Origin of the sequence: Streptomyces smaragdinus (genome assembly GCF_009604385.1) — a bacterium.
GTDB classification, from domain to species: Bacteria; Actinomycetota; Actinomycetes; order Streptomycetales; family Streptomycetaceae; genus Streptomyces; species Streptomyces smaragdinus.
On the sequence record NZ_WEGJ01000005.1, the window covers coordinates 79957 to 95792 of the forward strand.

Below are 15836 nucleotides of genomic sequence, written 5' to 3' on the forward strand. Positions count from 1 at the left end.
AGGTCCGAGTGAATAGGGGTGGGTGGGACCTGCGTCGCCCGGCGGGCAAACCGGATACTACTTGGCATGCTCACCGCAGTTAATGGGAGGGTAAAGAAGGTCTGGACCAATCGTCAATAGGTCTGGACCATTTGACTGCACTGGGGTGGTTGAACCAAGAGCGATCAAAATCGGCCGACTTCACCGGATCGAAACCTCGTGTACCTGGAATCAAACCTGCCGGGTAGGCAGAATCTACGCGCGTAATGATGTTGGGTCGCGCCGAGGAGTGAATCCGCATGACGTTCGATCGCCGTACCTTTCTGGCCAGGTCCGCCGCCGGCTCGGCCGGAGTGGGCCTCGCCCTCGGCGGGGTGAGCGCCGCCCAGGCCGCGCCGGCCGCCGCGAGTGCCGCCAAGCGCTACTCCTTCACCGTGATGGGCACCACGGACCTCCACGGCAACGCCGTCAACTGGGACTACTTCACCGACGCCGAATACACCGACAGCGCGAACAACGACGTCGGCCTGGCGAAGATCTCCACCCTCGTCAACCGGATCCGCGAGGCGAAGGGCCCCGGCAACACCCTGCTCATCGACGCCGGTGACACCATCCAGGGCACCCAGCTGTCGTACTACTACGCCAAGATCGACCCCATCACCGCCGAATCCGGCCCCGTCCACCCGATGGCCCAGGCCATGAACGCCATCGGCTACGACGCCGCGGCGCTCGGCAACCACGAGTTCAACTACGGCATCCCGCTGCTGCGCAAGTTCGAGGAGCAGTGCGAGTTCCCGCTGCTCGGCGCCAATGCGCTGGACGCGAAGACGCTGAAGCCCGCGTTCGCCCCGTACTCGATGCACGTGCTGCGCACGCCGCGCGGCAAGGACGTCAAGGTCGCCGTGCTGGGGCTCACCAACCCGGGCATCGCGATCTGGGACAAGGCCAACGTGCAGGGCAAGATGGTCTTCCCCGGGCTTCAGGAGCAGGCCGCGTACTGGGTGCCGCGGCTGCGGACCATGGGCGCCGACGTCGTCATCGTCTCCGCGCACTCCGGCACCGACGGCAAGTCGTCGTACGGCGACCAGGTCCCGTACACCGAGAACGCGGCGGCGCTGGTGGCCGAGCAGGTGCCCGGGATCGACGCGATCCTCGTCGGGCACGCGCACCAGGAGATCCCGGAGCGCCGGGTGGTCAACAAGGAGACCGGCCGCGAGGTCGTCCTCTCCGAGCCGCTGAAGTGGGGCCAGCGCCTCACCGTCTTCGACATCGAGCTGGAGTGGGAGGGCGGCCGCTGGACCGTGGCGCACGTGGGGTCGTCCGTCCTCAACTCCAACACCGTGGCCGAGGACCCGGCGATCACCTCGCTGCTCGCCGAGGAGCACGCCAAGACGGTCGCGTACGTCAACCAGGTCATCGGCACCAACGACACCGAGATGCGGTCCGTCGAGGCGCCCTGGCGGGACGTGCCGATCATCGACCTGATCAACCACATCCAGGCCGAGACCGTCCGCGAGGCGCTGGCCGGCACCGAGTACGCGTCGCTGCCGGTGCTGTCGCAGGCCGCCTGCTTCTCCCGGACCGCCCTGATCCCGGCCGGCGAGGTCACCATCCGGGACGTCGCCGGGCTGTACGTCTTCGAGAACACCCTCGAGGCGCGGATCCTGACCGGCGCGCAGATCCGGGACTTCATCGAGTTCTCCGCCCGCTACTTCGTCACCACCGCCGCCGGCGCCCCGCTCGACCTGACGAAGATCACGAACGCGGACGGGACCCCGGACTACAACTACGACGTGGTCAGCGGCGTCTCGTACGACGTCGACATCGCGCAGCCGGCCGGCTCCCGGATCAAGAACCTGACGTTCCAGGGCGCCCCGCTGGACGACACCGCCCGGTTCGTCTTCGCCGTCAACAACTACCGCGCCGCCGGCGGCGGGAACTTCCCGCACGTCGCGGGGGCGCAGCAGGTGTGGGCGAACTCGGACGAGATCCGCAACACGATGATCGGCTGGGTGAAGGCCAAGGGCGCCATCGTCCAGTCGGAGTTCGCGGCCACCGAGTGGCGCGTCACCCGGGACGGCACCCCGATCGTCTGACCCCCGCGCGGCGGCCGGTGTCCGCACCGGCCGCCGTTCACCGCACCCCCAGCTCCTGGGCCAGCACCGCCGCCTGCACCCTGCTGCGCAGCTCCAGCTTCCCCAGCAGCCGGCTGACGTGCGTCTTCACCGTCCCCTCCGCCATGTCCAGCCGTCCGGCGATGTCCGCGTTCGACAGCCCCTCGCCCAGACACCCCAGCACCTCCCGCTCCCGCCGCGTGAGCGTCCCGAGCGCTGCCGGGGCGGGCGCGGGGGCCGGGGCCCGGCGGGCGAACTCCGTGATCAGCCGGCGCGTCACCGCCGGCGCGATCGTCCCCTCGCCGCGCGCCACCGTACGCACCGCGTCGATCAGCGCCCGCGCCTCGGTGTTCTTCAGCAGAAATCCCGCCGCCCCCTCGCGCAGCGCGCCGAAGACGTACTCGTCCAGATCGAACGTCGTCAGCACCAGCACGTCCGCCAGCTTCTCGCCGGTGATCACCCGGGTGGCCGCGATCCCGTCCAGCTTCGGCATCTGCACGTCCATCAGCACCACGTCCGGCCGCAGTTCACGCGCCAGCGCCACGGCCTGTTCGCCGTCCGCGGCCTCGCCGACCACCTCCACGCCCGGCGCCGAGCGCAGGATCAGCACCAGCCCCGCCCGTACCGCCGACTGGTCCTCCGCGATCAGCACCCTGACCGTCCCACTCATGGCTGCGTCCCTTCGTCCACGGGCAGGGTCGCCGCGACCCGCCACCGCCGATCCCCGTCCGGCCCGGCGGCGAACTCCCCGCCGAGCAGCGCCACCCGTTCCCGCATCCCCACCAGCCCCGCGCCCGACCCCGGCGCCCGGGGCCCGCCGGACTCCGGCCGCTCCAGCGGGCTCGTCACCCGCACCGCCAGCGCCCCCGCCTCCCGGCCCAGCCACACCGCGACGGTGCCGGGCCCGGCGTGCTTGAGGGCGTTGGTCAGCGACTCCTGCACGATCCGGTACGCGGCCAGCTCCACCGGCGGCGGCAGCCGCAGCCCCGCCGGACGCTCGTCGGCCAGCGTCGCCGTCAGCCCGTTCGTACGGGCCTGGCCCACCAGCGCCTCCACCCCCTCCAGCGTCGGCGCCGCGGCCGGTTCGGCGTCGCCGCCGGTGTCCCGGAGCAGGCCGATCAGATGCCGCATCTCCGCCAGCCCCTGCACGCTGTTCTCCCGGATCACGCCCAGCGCCTCGCGGGACGTCACCGGGTCGTCCAGGGACAGGGCGGCCGTGGAGTGGATGGCGATCGCGGAGAGGTTGTTGGCGACCATGTCGTGCAGCTCGCGGGCCATCCGTGCGCGCTCCGCGGTGACCGCCTCGCGCCGGTCCATCTCGGCCAGCAGCGCCGTCTGCTCCGCCCGCAGCCGCTCCGCCTCCGCGCGCTCGCGGTGGGTGCGCATCATCAGGCCCGTCCAGGCGGGCGTGAAGGTCACCGCGGCGGCGAACACCCCGAACAGCAGCGCCTGGGAGTCGCGGAAGTACGCCATGGTGCCGACGGCGACGCCCAGGGTGAACAGCCAGCTGCCCACCCACACCACACGCCGCAGCCGGCGGCTGCCGTACAGCACGGCCGCGTACACCAGATCGCTGAACATGATCACCGTGGCGAGCAGCGACCCCAGCGCGATGTCCGCGGCCAGCGCCGCCGCGCCGAGCACCAGCGCCCACGGCTGCCCGCAGCGGCGCAGTACCTCGGCGACCGCCATCACGGCGAGCGGGAGCAGCAGCAGGGCGCCGCTCTCCCGCCCCGTCGTCGTGTCGTTGTAGAGCCCGAGGGCGATCGACAGACAGCCCGCGGCCAGCCCGAAGACGGCGATCAGCCAGTCGTCGCGGTGCGGCCGGCGCACGGCCGGGGCCGAGAGTGTGCTCACCCCACCATCAAACCGTGGCCCGACGCCGCCGGCCTCCGCCTTCCCGGCGGATCGCGGTACATCGAAGGATGCAGCCGGAGATCGTCGGCGGCGACGACGCCCGGCGGGCGGGGTGCGGGGGACCCTGGAGGGGACCTGTTCGCAAAGGAGCGCGCCCGTGATCGTCACCCTGATCGTCGTCTGTGAGATCGCCTTCTGGGTGCTGCTCGCCGGAGGTCTCTCGCTGCGCTATCTGGCACGTAAGCCGAGGCTGGGCGCGGCGGTGCTCTTGTGCGAGCCGCTGCTGGAGGTCGTGCTGCTGATCGTCACGGCGATCGATCTCCGTAACGGGGCCACCCCCGGCTGGTCGCACGGCCTCGCGGCGCTGTACATCGGCTACACCGTGGCGTACGGGCGCTACACCGTCCACTGGATCGACGGCCACTTCGCCCACCGCTTCGCGGGCGGCCCGCCGCCGGTGAAGCCGCCGCGGTACGGGGCGGCGCGGGCGCGGCACGAGGCGAAGCTGTGGCTGCGTACGCTGCTCGCCGCGGCGGTCGCCGTGGGGCTGCTGCAGCTGGCCGTCTGGTACGTGGGCGACGCGGCGCAGAGCGAGACGCTGCGGGGCTGGCAGTTCACGGCGCTGCGGGCGGCGGGCATCCACGGGGTGATCGCGCTGACGTACGTGCTGTGGCCGAAGAAGGCGCCGAAGGTCTCACCCCGGGACGTGGGCGGCGATTAGCCCGTGGCTGCGGCGGGCCCGGTCCGCGGGCTCCCCGCCGAGGGCGGTCAGCTCCTCGAGGTAGCGGAGTACGTCCGCCCTCGCGTCGTGGTCCGGGTGTCCGTCGAGGAAGTCGCGGGTGGCCCGCGCCGAGGTGTCGTCGGCGTCGACCAGGATCGTACGCAGCAGGCCGAAGAAGCGGGTCGCGTCGCCGTCCGGCTCGTCCGGGGGTGTGCCGAGGAGGTCCCTCCAGCGGTCCCGGCAGGGGTCGAGACCTGATTCGAGGCTGTCGAGCAGCACCGCCTCGAACCGCCGGCCGGGGTCGCCGGACCCGGCGGCCGCGAAGTCCTCCCGTGCCTGCCGGTACGCGCCCGCCTGGCGGTGGGTGACGCCCCGCTGGACGCGGGTCCAGGTGTCGTCGGGGTCGAGCTCGAGGAGGGCCGTGAAGTCGGCGATCGCCTCGCTGTGCCGGCCTGCCTGGCGGTGGGCCTCGCCGCGCCGCTCCAGGGCCAGGGTGTAGTCGGGCTCGAGGGCGAGGGCGGCGGTGAAGTCGGCGACGGCCTCCGCGTAACGGCCCGTGTCCGCCCGGGCCTCGCCCCGGCCGGCGTGGAGCCAGGCCCACTCGGGGTCGACGGCCAGGGCGGCGGTGAAGTCGGCGAGGGCCTGCTCCGGGCGGCCGGCCTCGCGGTGCGCCTGGCCGCGGGAGCCCAGGGTCCAGGCGTCGCCGGGTTCGAGGGTGAGGGCCGCGGTGTAGTCCGTGATCGCCTCGGCGTGGCGGCCGGCCTCGCGGTGGGCCTCGCCGCGCCTGGAGAGGGCCCAGGTGTACTCGGGGTCGAGGGCGAGGGCGGCCGTGTAGTCGGTGACCGCCTTGTTGTAGCGGCCCGCCTCGTGGTGGGCCTCGCCGCGCATCGCGAGGGTCCAGGCGTCCTCGGGGGCGACGGCCAGGGCCGCGGTGTAGTCGGCGATCGCCTGGTCGTGGCGGCCGGCCTGGAAGTGGGTGCGGCCGCGTTTGCCCAGGGCCCAGGCGTAGGCGGGGTCGGCGGCGAGGGCGGCGGTGAAGTCGGCGATCGCCTCGGCGTGGCGGCCCGCCAGGCGGTGGGTCTCGCCGCGGTGCGCGCGCATCCAGAAGGCGTCGTCGGGGTCGAGGGCGAGGGCGGCCGTGAAGTCGGCGACGGCCTCGGCGTGGTGGCCGGCCTCGTGGTGGGTCTCGGCGCGCTGGGCCAGCGCCCAGGACCAGCCGGGCTCGGCGGCGAGCACCGCGGTGAGGTCGGCGATCGCCTCGTCGTGGTGGCCTGCCTGGCGGTGGGCCTGGCCGCGCTGGCCGCGGGTCCAGGCGTCGTCGGGGTCGAGGTCCAGGGCGGCCGTGAGGTCGGTGATCGCCTCGGCGTGGCGGTCCGCCTGGCGGTGGGCCTCGCCCCGTACGGCGAGGGCCCACTGGTGGCGGGGGGCTACCGCGAGGACGGCGGCCACGTCCGCGGATGCCTCGTCGGGCCGCTCGGCCCGGATGTGGACCTCGGCGCGGGCGCAGCGGGCCCAGACGTCGGTGGGGTCGCGGTCCAGGACGGCGGTGAAGTCGGCCAGGGCCTCGTCGTACCGGTCCGCGTCCAGATGGGCCCGGCCCCGCGAGCCCTGCACCCAGACGAGGGTGGGGTCGCGGTCGAGGGCTGCCGTGAGGTCGGCGACGGCCTCGGCGTCGTGTCCGGCGGCCTGGTGGGCCTGGCCGCGGGAGCCCAGGGCCCAGGTGTCGTCGGGGTCGAGGGCGAGGGCGGCGGTGAAGTCGGCGATCGCCTCGGCGTGGCGGCCCGCCAGGCGGTGGGTCTCGCCGCGCCGGGTCAGGGCGAGGGGCAGGGCCGGTTCCAGGTCCAGTGCGGTGCTCAGGTCGCGCAGCGCCTCGTCGAGGCGGTCGCCCCAGCGGTGGATCTCGCCGCGGGTCGTCCACGCCATCGCGTTGCGCGGGTCCAGCCCGATCGCCCGGTCCAGGTCGGTGAGGGCCTCGTCGTCGCGGTCGGCGAAGTAGAGCGCCTTGCCGCGGTGGACGTACGCCCAGGCCCGTACCGTCGCGTCCAGGGCGTCGTGCGTGATCAGGGCCGTCAGGGTGTGGAGCGCCGGGTCGCCGCCGGCCGGCCTCAGGCGGTCCGACCAGGTGCGCAGGGCCTCGTCCCCGGTGGCCTCGGCCGCCTGGGCGAACATGTCCGTCCACCGCCGCAGCATCGCCTCGTCGCTGTGACCTGCGGCGTGCGCCGCCAGCTCCAGGGCGTGCGGCAGATGCGCGGCCGGGTCGGCGCAGAGATCGTCGTACGTCGCGTCGAACCCCCGGCGCTCGTCCGTCGTACGCCGCTTTGCCGGGCCGGCCTCCGCATCGCGCTCGGAGTCCGGCTCCCGGCCCGCGACCCGACGCCCCGTATCGGACATGACCCCACCCCCTGTGCGGTCAGTATCCCGATTCGGCGCGGGGACGGCCGCCGGTTTTCGGTACGGGCCCGGGGCTCACGCCCGGCGGCGCTTGGACGGGATCTTGATCGTCCGCATATCGGTCGCCGCGATCTTGATCACCTCGTACGGATACCCCGTCGCGTCCAGCGCCGCCAGCGCCCGCAGGCCCGCGTCGTCCTCGTCCTCGTCGTCCGACTCCGGCGTCAGCTGGATGCGGAACGTGAAGACCGCCAGACCCGCGTCGGACGAGAAGCTGCCCTCCGGGGTGAACGCCGTCCGCGCCGCCTCCAGGCCCGAGCGCAGGGCCGTCCGCTGGTCGTCGGTGAGGTCCCTGAACTTGCCACGTACGGATACGCGGAACATCAGCGCTCCCCGCCCGGGACCCACAGGACGTCGCCGACCGCCTTGTTCGCCGTGCGGGCGAGGATGAACAGGAGGTCCGAGAGACGGTTGAGGTACGTCGCCGTGAGGGGGTTCATGACGTCGCCGTGCTCCTCCAGCGCCGCCCAGGTGGAGCGTTCCGCCCGGCGGACGACCGTGCACGCCTGGTGGAGGAGGGCGGCGCCGGGGGTGCCGCCGGGGAGGATGAAGCTGCGGAGCTTCTCCAGTTCGGCCAGGAAGGTGTCGCAGTCCGCCTCGAGCTTGTCGACGTAGAACTGCTCCACCCGCAGCGGGGGGAACTCCGGGTTCTCCGTCACGGGGGTGGCCAGGTCGGCGCCGACGTCGAAGAGGTCGTTCTGGACCCGGGTGAGGACGGTCTTGACGTCGTCCGCGAGGTCGCCGAGGGCCAGGGCGGTGCCGATCACCGCGTTGGCCTCGTTGGTGTCCGCGTAGGCCGCGATGCGGAGGTCGGTTTTCGGGACGCGGCTCATGTCGCCGAGGGCTGTCGTGCCTTTGTCGCCTGTGCGGGTGTAGATGCGGGTCAGGTTCACCATACGGTGAGGGTAGCCGGGTGCGGTTTGCGTCGGCCGCCCGCGCCTTCGGCGCGGGGAGGTTCCCACCCGCAGCCGCCTGCACCCCGGCCGATGCCTGCTTTGTTACGCCGTGAGGAACTCCCGTTGCGCCTCCTCCAGCGCCGCGTCCTCGCGGGCCGTTCCCTCGTGGTCGAAGTGGCCCGCCCGCAGCACCGTCAGGCCGCGCTTCGCCGGGAGGGCGTTGTACACCGCGAACTGGCCCGGTGGTGGCACCGCCGGGTCGAAGAGCGCCGCGCCCACGTGGACCGGGATCGTCAGGCGGGCGGCGGCCGTCGCCGCGTCGAAGTACGGGAGGACGTCCAGGACCGCCGGATCCCCGGTCGCCCGTTCGCGCACCGCCTCGCCGCTGCCCACGCACGGCATCGTCAGCCGCAGCGGGTGGTTGCCGAACGTCGGCACCCACAGCGCCGCCGCGTCGAAGCGGTCGTCCCACGGCAGCGCCAGCGCGCCGATGCCGCCGCCGAAGCTCCCCCCGAGGTACGACAGGTGCCCGGAGGCCGCGGGGAGCAGGTACAGCAGCGCGGACGCCGCCGCCCAGACGTCCGCCGCGCAGCCGCCCAGCACATACGTGCCGCGGTCCTCGATCCCGGTGAGCACGTGCGACCCGGCGTCCGGCGGGATGTCGGGGAACAGGCTGCGCGCGCCCAGCCCCCGCAGACACGGCCAGATGGTCGCCGCCCCCACCGGCGGGAGCCCCGGCTCGGGGGCCCGGCGCCCGCCGTACCCGTGCGTGGCCACGCACCCCCGGGTGATCCGGCCGTCCGCCGGCGCGGTCAGCCAGCCCCCGATGCGCCGCCCGCCGGCGGAGCGGAAGCTGACGGGGGAGACGAGCACGCCGTCCACCTCGGCCTCGGGCGGGCCGAGCTCCGGCAGCGGGTCGACGCGGCGGGCGGTGTCGTACAGCCCGCGCCAGAAGTCCTCGAACCCGGGGGGCTCGGGCGGCGCGCCGACGGCGAGGAGCTCCGGGAGGCCGTAGCCGTAGGTCGGATCAAAGGGGAACTCGTGGGCCGGCGGCGCGAGTTCACCCGCAGGGTCTGACGGCTGCACGAGGCCCTCCTCGGATTCCCGGGGAGATCGACTATACGTGCGCGGCCCCCCGCCCGGACGGCCCGGGCGGGTGGACCCGTACCCCGCCAATAGTGTGATGTCCGTCATCTGAGACGTGATGCGCATCTCTTAGCCCACCGAGAGACCCCCCGCACCGATAATCTCCCGGCCTAAGAGGCCGTCGCCGGAGCGTCCACCGTCCGGCCGGTCCCGCCCGTACGGGACGCGGGCGCGAAGTGCCGCCCGCACACAGCGCGATCAGCACCCCGCACCACGTACGCACCACCGCACACGCACCACCGACGCCAAGGGGAACACACATCGTGGCTCGCAAGCTCGCCGTCATCGGGGCCGGTCTGATGGGATCCGGTATCGCTCAGGTGTCCGCCCAGGCAGGCTGGGACGTCGTCCTGCGCGACGTCACGGACGCCGCCCTGACCCGCGGCACGGACGGCATCAAGGCCAGCTACGACAAGTTCGTCGCCAAGGGCAAGCTCGCGGCGGAGGACGCCGGGGCCGCGCTGGGCCGGATCACCACCACCACCGATCTGGACGCCGCCGCCGACGCGGACGTCGTGGTGGAGGCCGTGTTCGAGAAGCTCGAGGTCAAGCAGGACATCTTCCGTACGCTCGACTCCCTGGTGAAGGACGACACCGTACTGGCGTCCAACACCTCCGCCATCCCGATCACGAAGATCGCGGCGGTGACCTCGCGGCCCGAGCGCGTCGTGGGCGCGCACTTCTTCTCGCCGGTGCCGATGATGAAGCTGTGCGAGCTGGTGCGCGGGCTGAAGACCAGCGACGAAACCCTCGCCCGCACCCGGGAGTTCGCGGAGAGCGTCGGCAAGACGTGCGTCGTCGTCAACCGCGACGTGGCCGGCTTCGTCACCACCCGCCTGATCACCGCGCTGGTCGTCGAGGCCGCCAAGCTCTACGAGTCGGGCGTCGCCACCGCCGAAGACATCGACGTCGCCTGCAAGCTGGGCTTCGGCCACGCGATGGGCCCGCTGGCCACCGCGGACCTCACGGGCGTCGACATCCTGCTGCACGCCGCCGAGAACATCTACACCGAGTCCCGCGACGAGAAGTTCGCCGCCCCGGAGCTGATGCGCCGGATGGTCGACGCGGGCGACCTGGGGCGCAAGAGCGGCAAGGGGTTCTACGAGCACTGAGACGGTACGGCGGTACGGCGCGGGGGCGCCCCCGCGCCGAATGCGACGCAGCTCACCCGCAGGAGTGAATTCCGTCTCGATATACGCGAAGACGACAACCTGCCGTAGTCGCACACCGTCAGATCAGTAGAGGCACGAGGCACCACCAGACACACGGGCACATCGCACCGCACAGGACACGGGGAGCGCAGATGTATATCAGGGGCGACCACGTCGAGCTGGCCGTCGGGGGCCGCCTCGACGTCCGCAGCGCCGCGGACGCCCGTACGGTCCTGCACGACGCGGTCGACTCGGGGGAGGCCGGCTCCGACCTGATCCTCGACCTCACCGGACTGGACTCCTGGGACGCCACGGGCCTCGGCGTGATCATGGGCACGCACCGCCGGGCAGGCCGCGCCGACCGCCGGCTGGTCCTGCGGGGCGTCCCGCCGCAGATGCAGCGGCTGCTGATCGCGACCCGGCTGCACCGCATCCTCGCGATCGAGGGCGACGCGTCGTTCGGGGCGTGCGCCGACTCCTGAGGCGGACGGCTTCAAAACGATTGAGTGACAGCTGAGCTGCACAAACGCTCAGCTGTTCGCTCAATCCCCCGAAAGGTCTAGGCTTCCCGTGATACCGCCGCACCAAAACGACGACCGGGGGGCGGGCGGCACATCAGGGGGATTGTCTCCATGGACCCGAAGAACAAGCGGCAGCGGCCCGACCACATAGGCGGCCACAGCGGATTCACACCGGCGTTCGGCAGCCCGGTGAGCGGCGCCCGCACCGCGAAGATCGTCGCGGGCGACCTCCGGCTCACGGTGAACCCGGTGGACGGCAGCCAGGTCGAACCGGTCCGCCCCGGCGAGCGCGCCGGCACGCCGAGCCGGCTCACCCCGGGCGTGACCATCGCCCGCCGCGCCGAGCAGTCCCCGCCCGTCCCGCCCGGCGTGATGACCCCCGCCCTGCCGCTCCTGGAGCGCGAGGAGACGCGTGAGCGGCTCGTACGCCTGCTCTCCCGCGGCCGTTCCGTCCGCGTCACCGGCGTCTCCGGCGCCGGCCGGACCACCCTGCTGAACGCCGTCGCCGCGGACTGCGCCGACCTGGCCCCCGACGGCGTGATCCGGCTCTCCGGCCGCCACCGCACGGTCGGCGACCTGCTGTACCAGCTGTACGGGCTGGTCTTCGACGCCGAGCGGCACCGGCCCGACCGCCCCGAACTCCTCGCGGCGCTGGCCGAGGTCGGCGCGGTCGTCGTGCTCGACGACCTCGAGGTCGGCGGCGCCGCGCTGGACGAACTGCTCGTCGCCACCCCCGAGTGCGCCTTCCTCGTCTCCGCCGGCCCCGACGTGCCCGCGCCGTCGCCGGAGGCGCAGATCGAGGAGGTCTTCCTCACCGGCCTGGGCCGGCGCAGCTGTCTCCAGCTGCTCGAACTCGTCGTCGAGCGCCCGCTGGAGGAGGACGAGCGCGGCTGGGCCGGCGATCTGTGGTTCGAGTCCGAGGGGCTGCCGCTGCGGTTCGTCCAGGCCGGCGGGCTGCTCCGCCGCCGGGACGCCGCCCGCGCGGAGCTGCTGGAGAACGCGGAGCCCGGCGCCGACCCCTTCGAGACGGACGTGCCGCTGCCGACGCTCGCCCAGAGCGCCGCCGCCGCACCGCTGCTCGCCGCCTCGGGCACCGACGCCGCCCGGCGCGCCCTGATCTTCGCCGCGACGCTGGACGGCGAGGTCCCGCACCACGCCCAGCTCCCGGCGCTCACCGAGGACACGCACGCGGACGCCGCCGTCGCCGACCTCCTGGTCTGCGGGCTGGTCACCGCCTCCGGCGGTGTCTACCGGCTGGCCTCCGGCGTCGCCGCGCAGCTGCGCACCGCCGGACTGCTCGAGGCCGCCGAGGGCGAGACGGACCCCGTCCTCACCCTCGCCCAGCACTACGCCTGGTGGGCCGGGCACACCTCCGTCCCCGCCGAGCGGGTCGCCGCCGAGTCCGGCGTGGTGCTGGCGACGCTCGGCGCCCTGCTCGCCCACCGCGACGCCGGGTACGCCGACGCGGCCGTCCTGCTGGCCCGTACCGCCGCCCCCGCCTTCGCGGTGGCCCTGGAGTGGGGCGCCTGGGAGCGTGCCCTGCGCTACGGGCAGGAGGCCGCGCGGGTCTCCGGCGAGGTGGCGCAGGAGGCGTACTTCCACCACGAGCTCGGCGTCCTCGCGCTGTGCGGCGGCGCGGTGGACCGGGCCCGCACCGAGCTGGAGGCGTCCATCGCGCTGCGCGCGGCGATCGCCGACCGCGGCGGGGAGATCGCCGGGCGCCGCGCGCTGGCGCTCGTCGCGGACATCGGCGGCTTCGCGGTCCCGGGTCCGGACGCGGACGGCGGGACGCGGTCGTCGGAGGACCCGACGGTGCTGATCGGGGAGGCGCCGGCGACGGCCTCGTCCTCCCGTACGGTCACGGCCACCGGTGTCCCCGGCGACGACGACGGCCCGTCCGCCCGGCGCGGCGGCCGGCGCAACCTGATCGCCGCCGGGGCCGGGGCCGCGGTCGTCGCGGTGCTGGGCGTCGTGCTGACGCTGGGGGCGATGGGCGACGAGAGCGATGGGGGCACCAAGCGCCCGGACGCGGTCGAGGTGGACCCCTCGGCGGACGAGGCGGACGGCACGGACGGGATCCCGACGGACGACGCGACGACGGGGGACCCGTCGACGAAGCCCTCGGAGTCCGGCACCCCGTCGGCCCCGGCGACGACACCGGGCGGCTCCGCGACGGACGGCACGACGCCGGCGGACGGGGGGACGACCGGGGACGGCTCCTCGACGACCGGCGGAGGTACAACGACGACCGGCGGGTCCGGCACGGACGGCGGGAGCACCAGCGGTGGCCCGGGCGGGACGTCGAGTTCGCCCAAGCCGACAAGCAAGCCGACCACCAAACCCACCGACGAACCGACCGACCCGACACCCACGGAGACCACGCCCACCGAGAACCCCACCCCGCCGACGGAGGATCCCACCACCAGCGGCACCGAAACCACCGGCCTGGCCAGCCAGGGCACCGAGGGAAGCACCATGGCCGGCACCGCGGCCGACGGCATCAGCTGACCCGTCACGCGAACGACCCCGCACCAGAACACCGGTGCGGGGTCGCGTCATACAGCCGGATCCGGCTAGAACAGCCGCAGCTTGTCGTCCTCGATCCCCCGCAGCGCGTCGTAGTCCAGCACCGCGCACCGGATCCCCCGGTCCTCCGCGAGCACCCGCGCCTGCGGCTTGATCTCCTGCGCCGCGAACACGCCCTGCACCGGCGCCAGCAGCGGATCCCGGTTCAGCAGCTCCAGATACCGCGTCAGCTGCTCGACCCCGTCGATCTCCCCGCGCCGCTTGATCTCCACCGCGACCGTCGCCCCGTCCGCGTCCCGGCCCAGTATGTCCACGGGGCCGATGGCGGTCATGTACTCCCGCCGGATGAGCGTCCAGCCCGTCCCCAGCGTCTCCATCCGGTCCGCGAGCAGCTCCTGCAGATGCGCCTCGACGCCGTCCTTCACCAGACCCGGATCGATCCCGAGTTCGTGCGATGTGTCGTGCATCACCTCCGTCATGGAGATGATCAGCTTCTCCCCGCCCTTGTTCTCCACCGTCCACACGATCGTGCCGTCCTCGTCGGCGGGCGCCTCCTTCAACGCGCAGGGCGGAGACATCCAGTTGAGGGGTTTGTAGGCCCGGTCGTCGGCGTGGATGGACACGCTGCCGTCCGCCTTGACCAGGATCAGCCGCAGGGCGGGGGCGAGATGGGCGGTGAGGCGTCCGGCGTAGTCGACGGAGCAACGGGCGATCACAAGGCGCATGACGGAGAACGCTACCAGCGGCCGATTGTTCCCATTCTTGTGGTGCGCCCCAGTCGTCCGACCTACCGTGGATGCAGGCGGTTGTTGCTCATGCACGCACGGTGGCGATCGCTTTCCCTGTCCGTATGACCGCCTTTGACAGGAGGGGCGGTCATGAGAGGAGAAAACATGTCGCTGGACGTCTCACCAGCTCTGCTGGCACAGGCGGAGCGAGGCGATGTCGACGAGGCAGCCTTCGTCGACTGCGTCCGGACCTCCCTGCCCTTCGCGTGGGAGATGATCAGCTCGTTGGTGGCCCAACTGAAAGTCGACGGTGGAGACTTCGCCGACAATCAGACCCCGCCGCCGGACGAGTACGCGCGGGGCCAGCTGCTCCGGGTACTGGCGAGCGATGCCATACGGGGGGCGCTCGAGCGCCACTTCGGTGTCCGTCTCGCGTTCCAGAACTGCCACCGGGTGGCGGTCTTCCCGCTCGACCCGGCGGTGGACGGCACCCTGGCGCGGTTCACCTCGATCCGCAATCAGCTGCTGAACCAGTCGCCGGAGCTACGCGACTGCTGACGCACTGACCGCTGATCGATTACGCCGGAAGAAGCGCCGCTGCCGCTCCCCTCGCCGCCCGACAGCACGAGACGGCTACGCCCGGACACCCGATGTGTGTCCACGGACAGGGCCCCCTCAGCTTTCGAGGAGCGGCAGCACCTCGGCCCCGAGCCGGAGCACGTTCTGCTCGGTGGCCGCCAGCTCGCCCGAGCCCTCGACCAGCAGGGCGAACCGCGTGATGCCCGTACGCTCGGCGGTCGCCGCCAGCCGGTCCGCGGCCAGCCGCGCCGGTCCCACGGGGTGCAGGTCGCACAGGAACTCCGTGTACGCGTGGGGGTCCCGCCCCGGTCCCGGCCGGCCGTCCACCGTGACGTACGACTCGAAGGACGCCCGCAGCATGTCCGGCAGGGCCTTCGTCAGCACCTCCACCGCCGTGCGCCGGTCGTCCTCGATCTGCGCCACCCCGGCCGAGACGTGCAGCGCGGCCGTCGCCGCGATCAGCTCCGCGCTGTGCCCCGCCGCGCGCGCCTCGCGCCGCCACAGGGCCGTCATCGCCGCCTTCTCCTCGTCCCCGCAGTGCATCCCGAGCAGCATCGGCAGCAGCCGCGCCGCCGCCAGCCGCACACTGCGCGGCGAGGTGCACGCCAGCATCACCGGCGGCCCGGGCCGCCCGTCCAGCGCGTCCCCGGCCCGGGGGACCACCTGCACCTCCCGGAAGCGGTACATCGGCCCGTCCGCGCCCACCCGGGGCTCACGCAGCCACCGCAGGACCAGGTCCAGCGAGTCCGCGAACCCCTCCTCGTACGCCTCCAGCCCCGTCCCGAAGACCTCCAGGTCCACCCACGGCCCGCCGCGGCCCACGCCGAGCGTGAAGCGGCCCTCGGAGGCGAGATGGAGCATCGCCGCCTGCTCGCCCAGGGCCACGGGATGCTGGGAGGACAGCACGCTCACCGCCGTACCGACGCCGATCCGGCGGGTGCGGCCCAGCAGCAGGGCGGCGAGGGTGGCGGCGTTCGGGCAGACGCCGTAGCGGATGAAGTGGTGCTCGGCCAGCCAGACGTCGCTCAGGCCGGCGGCCTCCGCGACCTCGGCGCTGCGCACGGCGCGGTGGAGTGCCTCGCCGTGACCCTGACCCGGAAACTGTGCCCCGAGCACGAAAGCCCCGATATGCATAGCGGCCCCTTGATCGTGGTGTGCGGTACGTCC

Annotated in this window: 14 protein-coding genes; 6 read left to right on the plus strand and 8 right to left on the minus strand. The window is 73.2% G+C overall.

Annotated elements, in window-relative coordinates; all coding sequences use genetic code 11:
• The first annotated feature begins 278 nt into the window (after positions 1 to 278).
• Positions 279 to 2075 (plus strand): bifunctional metallophosphatase/5'-nucleotidase, encoded by a 1797-nt coding sequence (locus SRB5_RS10785; protein WP_153451363.1) that lies wholly within the window; start codon positions 279 to 281, stop codon positions 2073 to 2075.
• Between the two features lie 37 nt (positions 2076 to 2112).
• On the opposite strand, the gene SRB5_RS10790 is transcribed toward SRB5_RS10785, so the two are convergent.
• Together SRB5_RS10790 and SRB5_RS10795 are read right to left on the minus strand one after the other, a co-directional pair.
• On the minus strand, positions 2113 to 2763 hold the full coding sequence (locus SRB5_RS10790) for a response regulator (RefSeq protein ID WP_153451365.1): 651 nt from the start codon (positions 2761 to 2763) through the stop codon (positions 2113 to 2115).
• Positions 2760 to 3950 (minus strand): sensor histidine kinase, encoded by a 1191-nt coding sequence (locus SRB5_RS10795; protein ID WP_323377688.1) that lies wholly within the window; start codon positions 3948 to 3950, stop codon positions 2760 to 2762. Before SRB5_RS10795 ends, SRB5_RS10790 begins: the two co-directional genes overlap by 4 nt.
• 157 nt (positions 3951 to 4107) lie before the next feature.
• On the opposite strand from SRB5_RS10795, the gene SRB5_RS10800 reads away from it, so the two are divergent.
• Complete coding sequence (locus SRB5_RS10800) at positions 4108 to 4671, plus strand: hypothetical protein (RefSeq protein WP_323377689.1); 564 nt, start codon at positions 4108 to 4110, stop codon at positions 4669 to 4671.
• Here SRB5_RS10800 and SRB5_RS10805 read toward each other — a convergent pair.
• The 4 genes from SRB5_RS10805 to SRB5_RS10820 form a co-directional block, all read right to left on the minus strand.
• Complete coding sequence (locus tag SRB5_RS10805; RefSeq protein WP_153451366.1) at positions 4645 to 7062, minus strand: tetratricopeptide repeat protein; 2418 nt, start codon at positions 7060 to 7062, stop codon at positions 4645 to 4647. The two genes, SRB5_RS10800 and SRB5_RS10805, sit on opposite strands and share 27 nt — an antisense overlap.
• Positions 7063 to 7137: 75 nt before the next feature.
• Complete coding sequence (locus tag SRB5_RS10810; RefSeq protein ID WP_153451368.1) at positions 7138 to 7446, minus strand: DUF6204 family protein; 309 nt, start codon at positions 7444 to 7446, stop codon at positions 7138 to 7140.
• Positions 7446 to 8018, minus strand: a complete 573-nt coding sequence (locus SRB5_RS10815; protein WP_153451369.1) for a cob(I)yrinic acid a,c-diamide adenosyltransferase — start codon at positions 8016 to 8018, stop codon at positions 7446 to 7448. The genes SRB5_RS10810 and SRB5_RS10815 overlap by 1 nt, the downstream gene beginning before the upstream one ends.
• A gap of 102 nt (positions 8019 to 8120) precedes the next feature.
• Entirely contained in the window at positions 8121 to 9104 is a 984-nt protein-coding gene (locus SRB5_RS10820) for an acetylxylan esterase (protein ID WP_323377690.1), read from the minus strand.
• A 323-nt stretch (positions 9105 to 9427) separates the two neighbouring features.
• Between SRB5_RS10820 and SRB5_RS10825 the strand changes: the two genes are divergently transcribed.
• From SRB5_RS10825 to SRB5_RS10835, 3 genes are all read left to right on the plus strand, one after another.
• Entirely contained in the window at positions 9428 to 10276 is an 849-nt protein-coding gene (locus SRB5_RS10825) for a 3-hydroxyacyl-CoA dehydrogenase family protein (protein WP_323377691.1), read from the plus strand.
• 191 nt (positions 10277 to 10467) lie between these two features.
• A complete protein-coding gene (locus SRB5_RS10830) occupies positions 10468 to 10797 on the plus strand; it encodes an STAS domain-containing protein (RefSeq protein WP_153451373.1) in 330 nt (109 codons plus the stop codon).
• A gap of 150 nt (positions 10798 to 10947) precedes the next feature.
• Positions 10948 to 13344 (plus strand): ATP-binding protein, encoded by a 2397-nt coding sequence (locus tag SRB5_RS10835; protein WP_153451375.1) that lies wholly within the window; start codon positions 10948 to 10950, stop codon positions 13342 to 13344.
• A gap of 65 nt (positions 13345 to 13409) precedes the next feature.
• Here SRB5_RS10835 and nucS read toward each other — a convergent pair whose 3' ends face one another.
• On the minus strand, positions 13410 to 14087 hold the full coding sequence (nucS, locus tag SRB5_RS10840) for an endonuclease NucS (protein ID WP_153451376.1): 678 nt from the start codon (positions 14085 to 14087) through the stop codon (positions 13410 to 13412).
• Positions 14088 to 14255: 168 nt separating this feature from the next.
• On the opposite strand from nucS, the gene SRB5_RS10845 reads away from it, so the two are divergent.
• Complete coding sequence (locus tag SRB5_RS10845) at positions 14256 to 14648, plus strand: SCO5389 family protein (protein WP_153451378.1); 393 nt, start codon at positions 14256 to 14258, stop codon at positions 14646 to 14648.
• A 117-nt stretch (positions 14649 to 14765) separates the two neighbouring features.
• Here the strand turns inward: SRB5_RS10845 and SRB5_RS10850 are convergent, their stop codons facing one another.
• On the minus strand, positions 14766 to 15803 hold the full coding sequence (locus SRB5_RS10850; protein ID WP_153451379.1) for an LLM class flavin-dependent oxidoreductase: 1038 nt from the start codon (positions 15801 to 15803) through the stop codon (positions 14766 to 14768).
• Positions 15804 to 15836: the final 33 nt, after the last annotated feature.

Bases quoted from the DNA above. Each gene is read 5' to 3' on its own strand.
- nucS (WP_153451376.1), bottom strand. From the start codon at position 14,087: ATGCGCCTTGTGATCGCCCGTTGCTCCGTCGACTACGCCGGACGCCTC.
- SRB5_RS10835 (WP_153451375.1), top strand. From the start codon at position 10,948: ATGGACCCGAAGAACAAGCGGCAGCGGCCCGACCACATAGGCGGCCAC.
- SRB5_RS10805 (WP_153451366.1), bottom strand. From the start codon at position 7,062: ATGTCCGATACGGGGCGTCGGGTCGCGGGCCGGGAGCCGGACTCCGAG.
- SRB5_RS10830 (WP_153451373.1), top strand. From the start codon at position 10,468: ATGTATATCAGGGGCGACCACGTCGAGCTGGCCGTCGGGGGCCGCCTC.
- SRB5_RS10785 (WP_153451363.1), top strand. From the start codon at position 279: ATGACGTTCGATCGCCGTACCTTTCTGGCCAGGTCCGCCGCCGGCTCG.
- SRB5_RS10790 (WP_153451365.1), bottom strand. From the start codon at position 2,763: ATGAGTGGGACGGTCAGGGTGCTGATCGCGGAGGACCAGTCGGCGGTA.
- SRB5_RS10845 (WP_153451378.1), top strand. From the start codon at position 14,256: ATGTCGCTGGACGTCTCACCAGCTCTGCTGGCACAGGCGGAGCGAGGC.
- SRB5_RS10815 (WP_153451369.1), bottom strand. From the start codon at position 8,018: ATGGTGAACCTGACCCGCATCTACACCCGCACAGGCGACAAAGGCACG.
- SRB5_RS10810 (WP_153451368.1), bottom strand. From the start codon at position 7,446: ATGTTCCGCGTATCCGTACGTGGCAAGTTCAGGGACCTCACCGACGAC.
- SRB5_RS10850 (WP_153451379.1), bottom strand. From the start codon at position 15,803: ATGCATATCGGGGCTTTCGTGCTCGGGGCACAGTTTCCGGGTCAGGGT.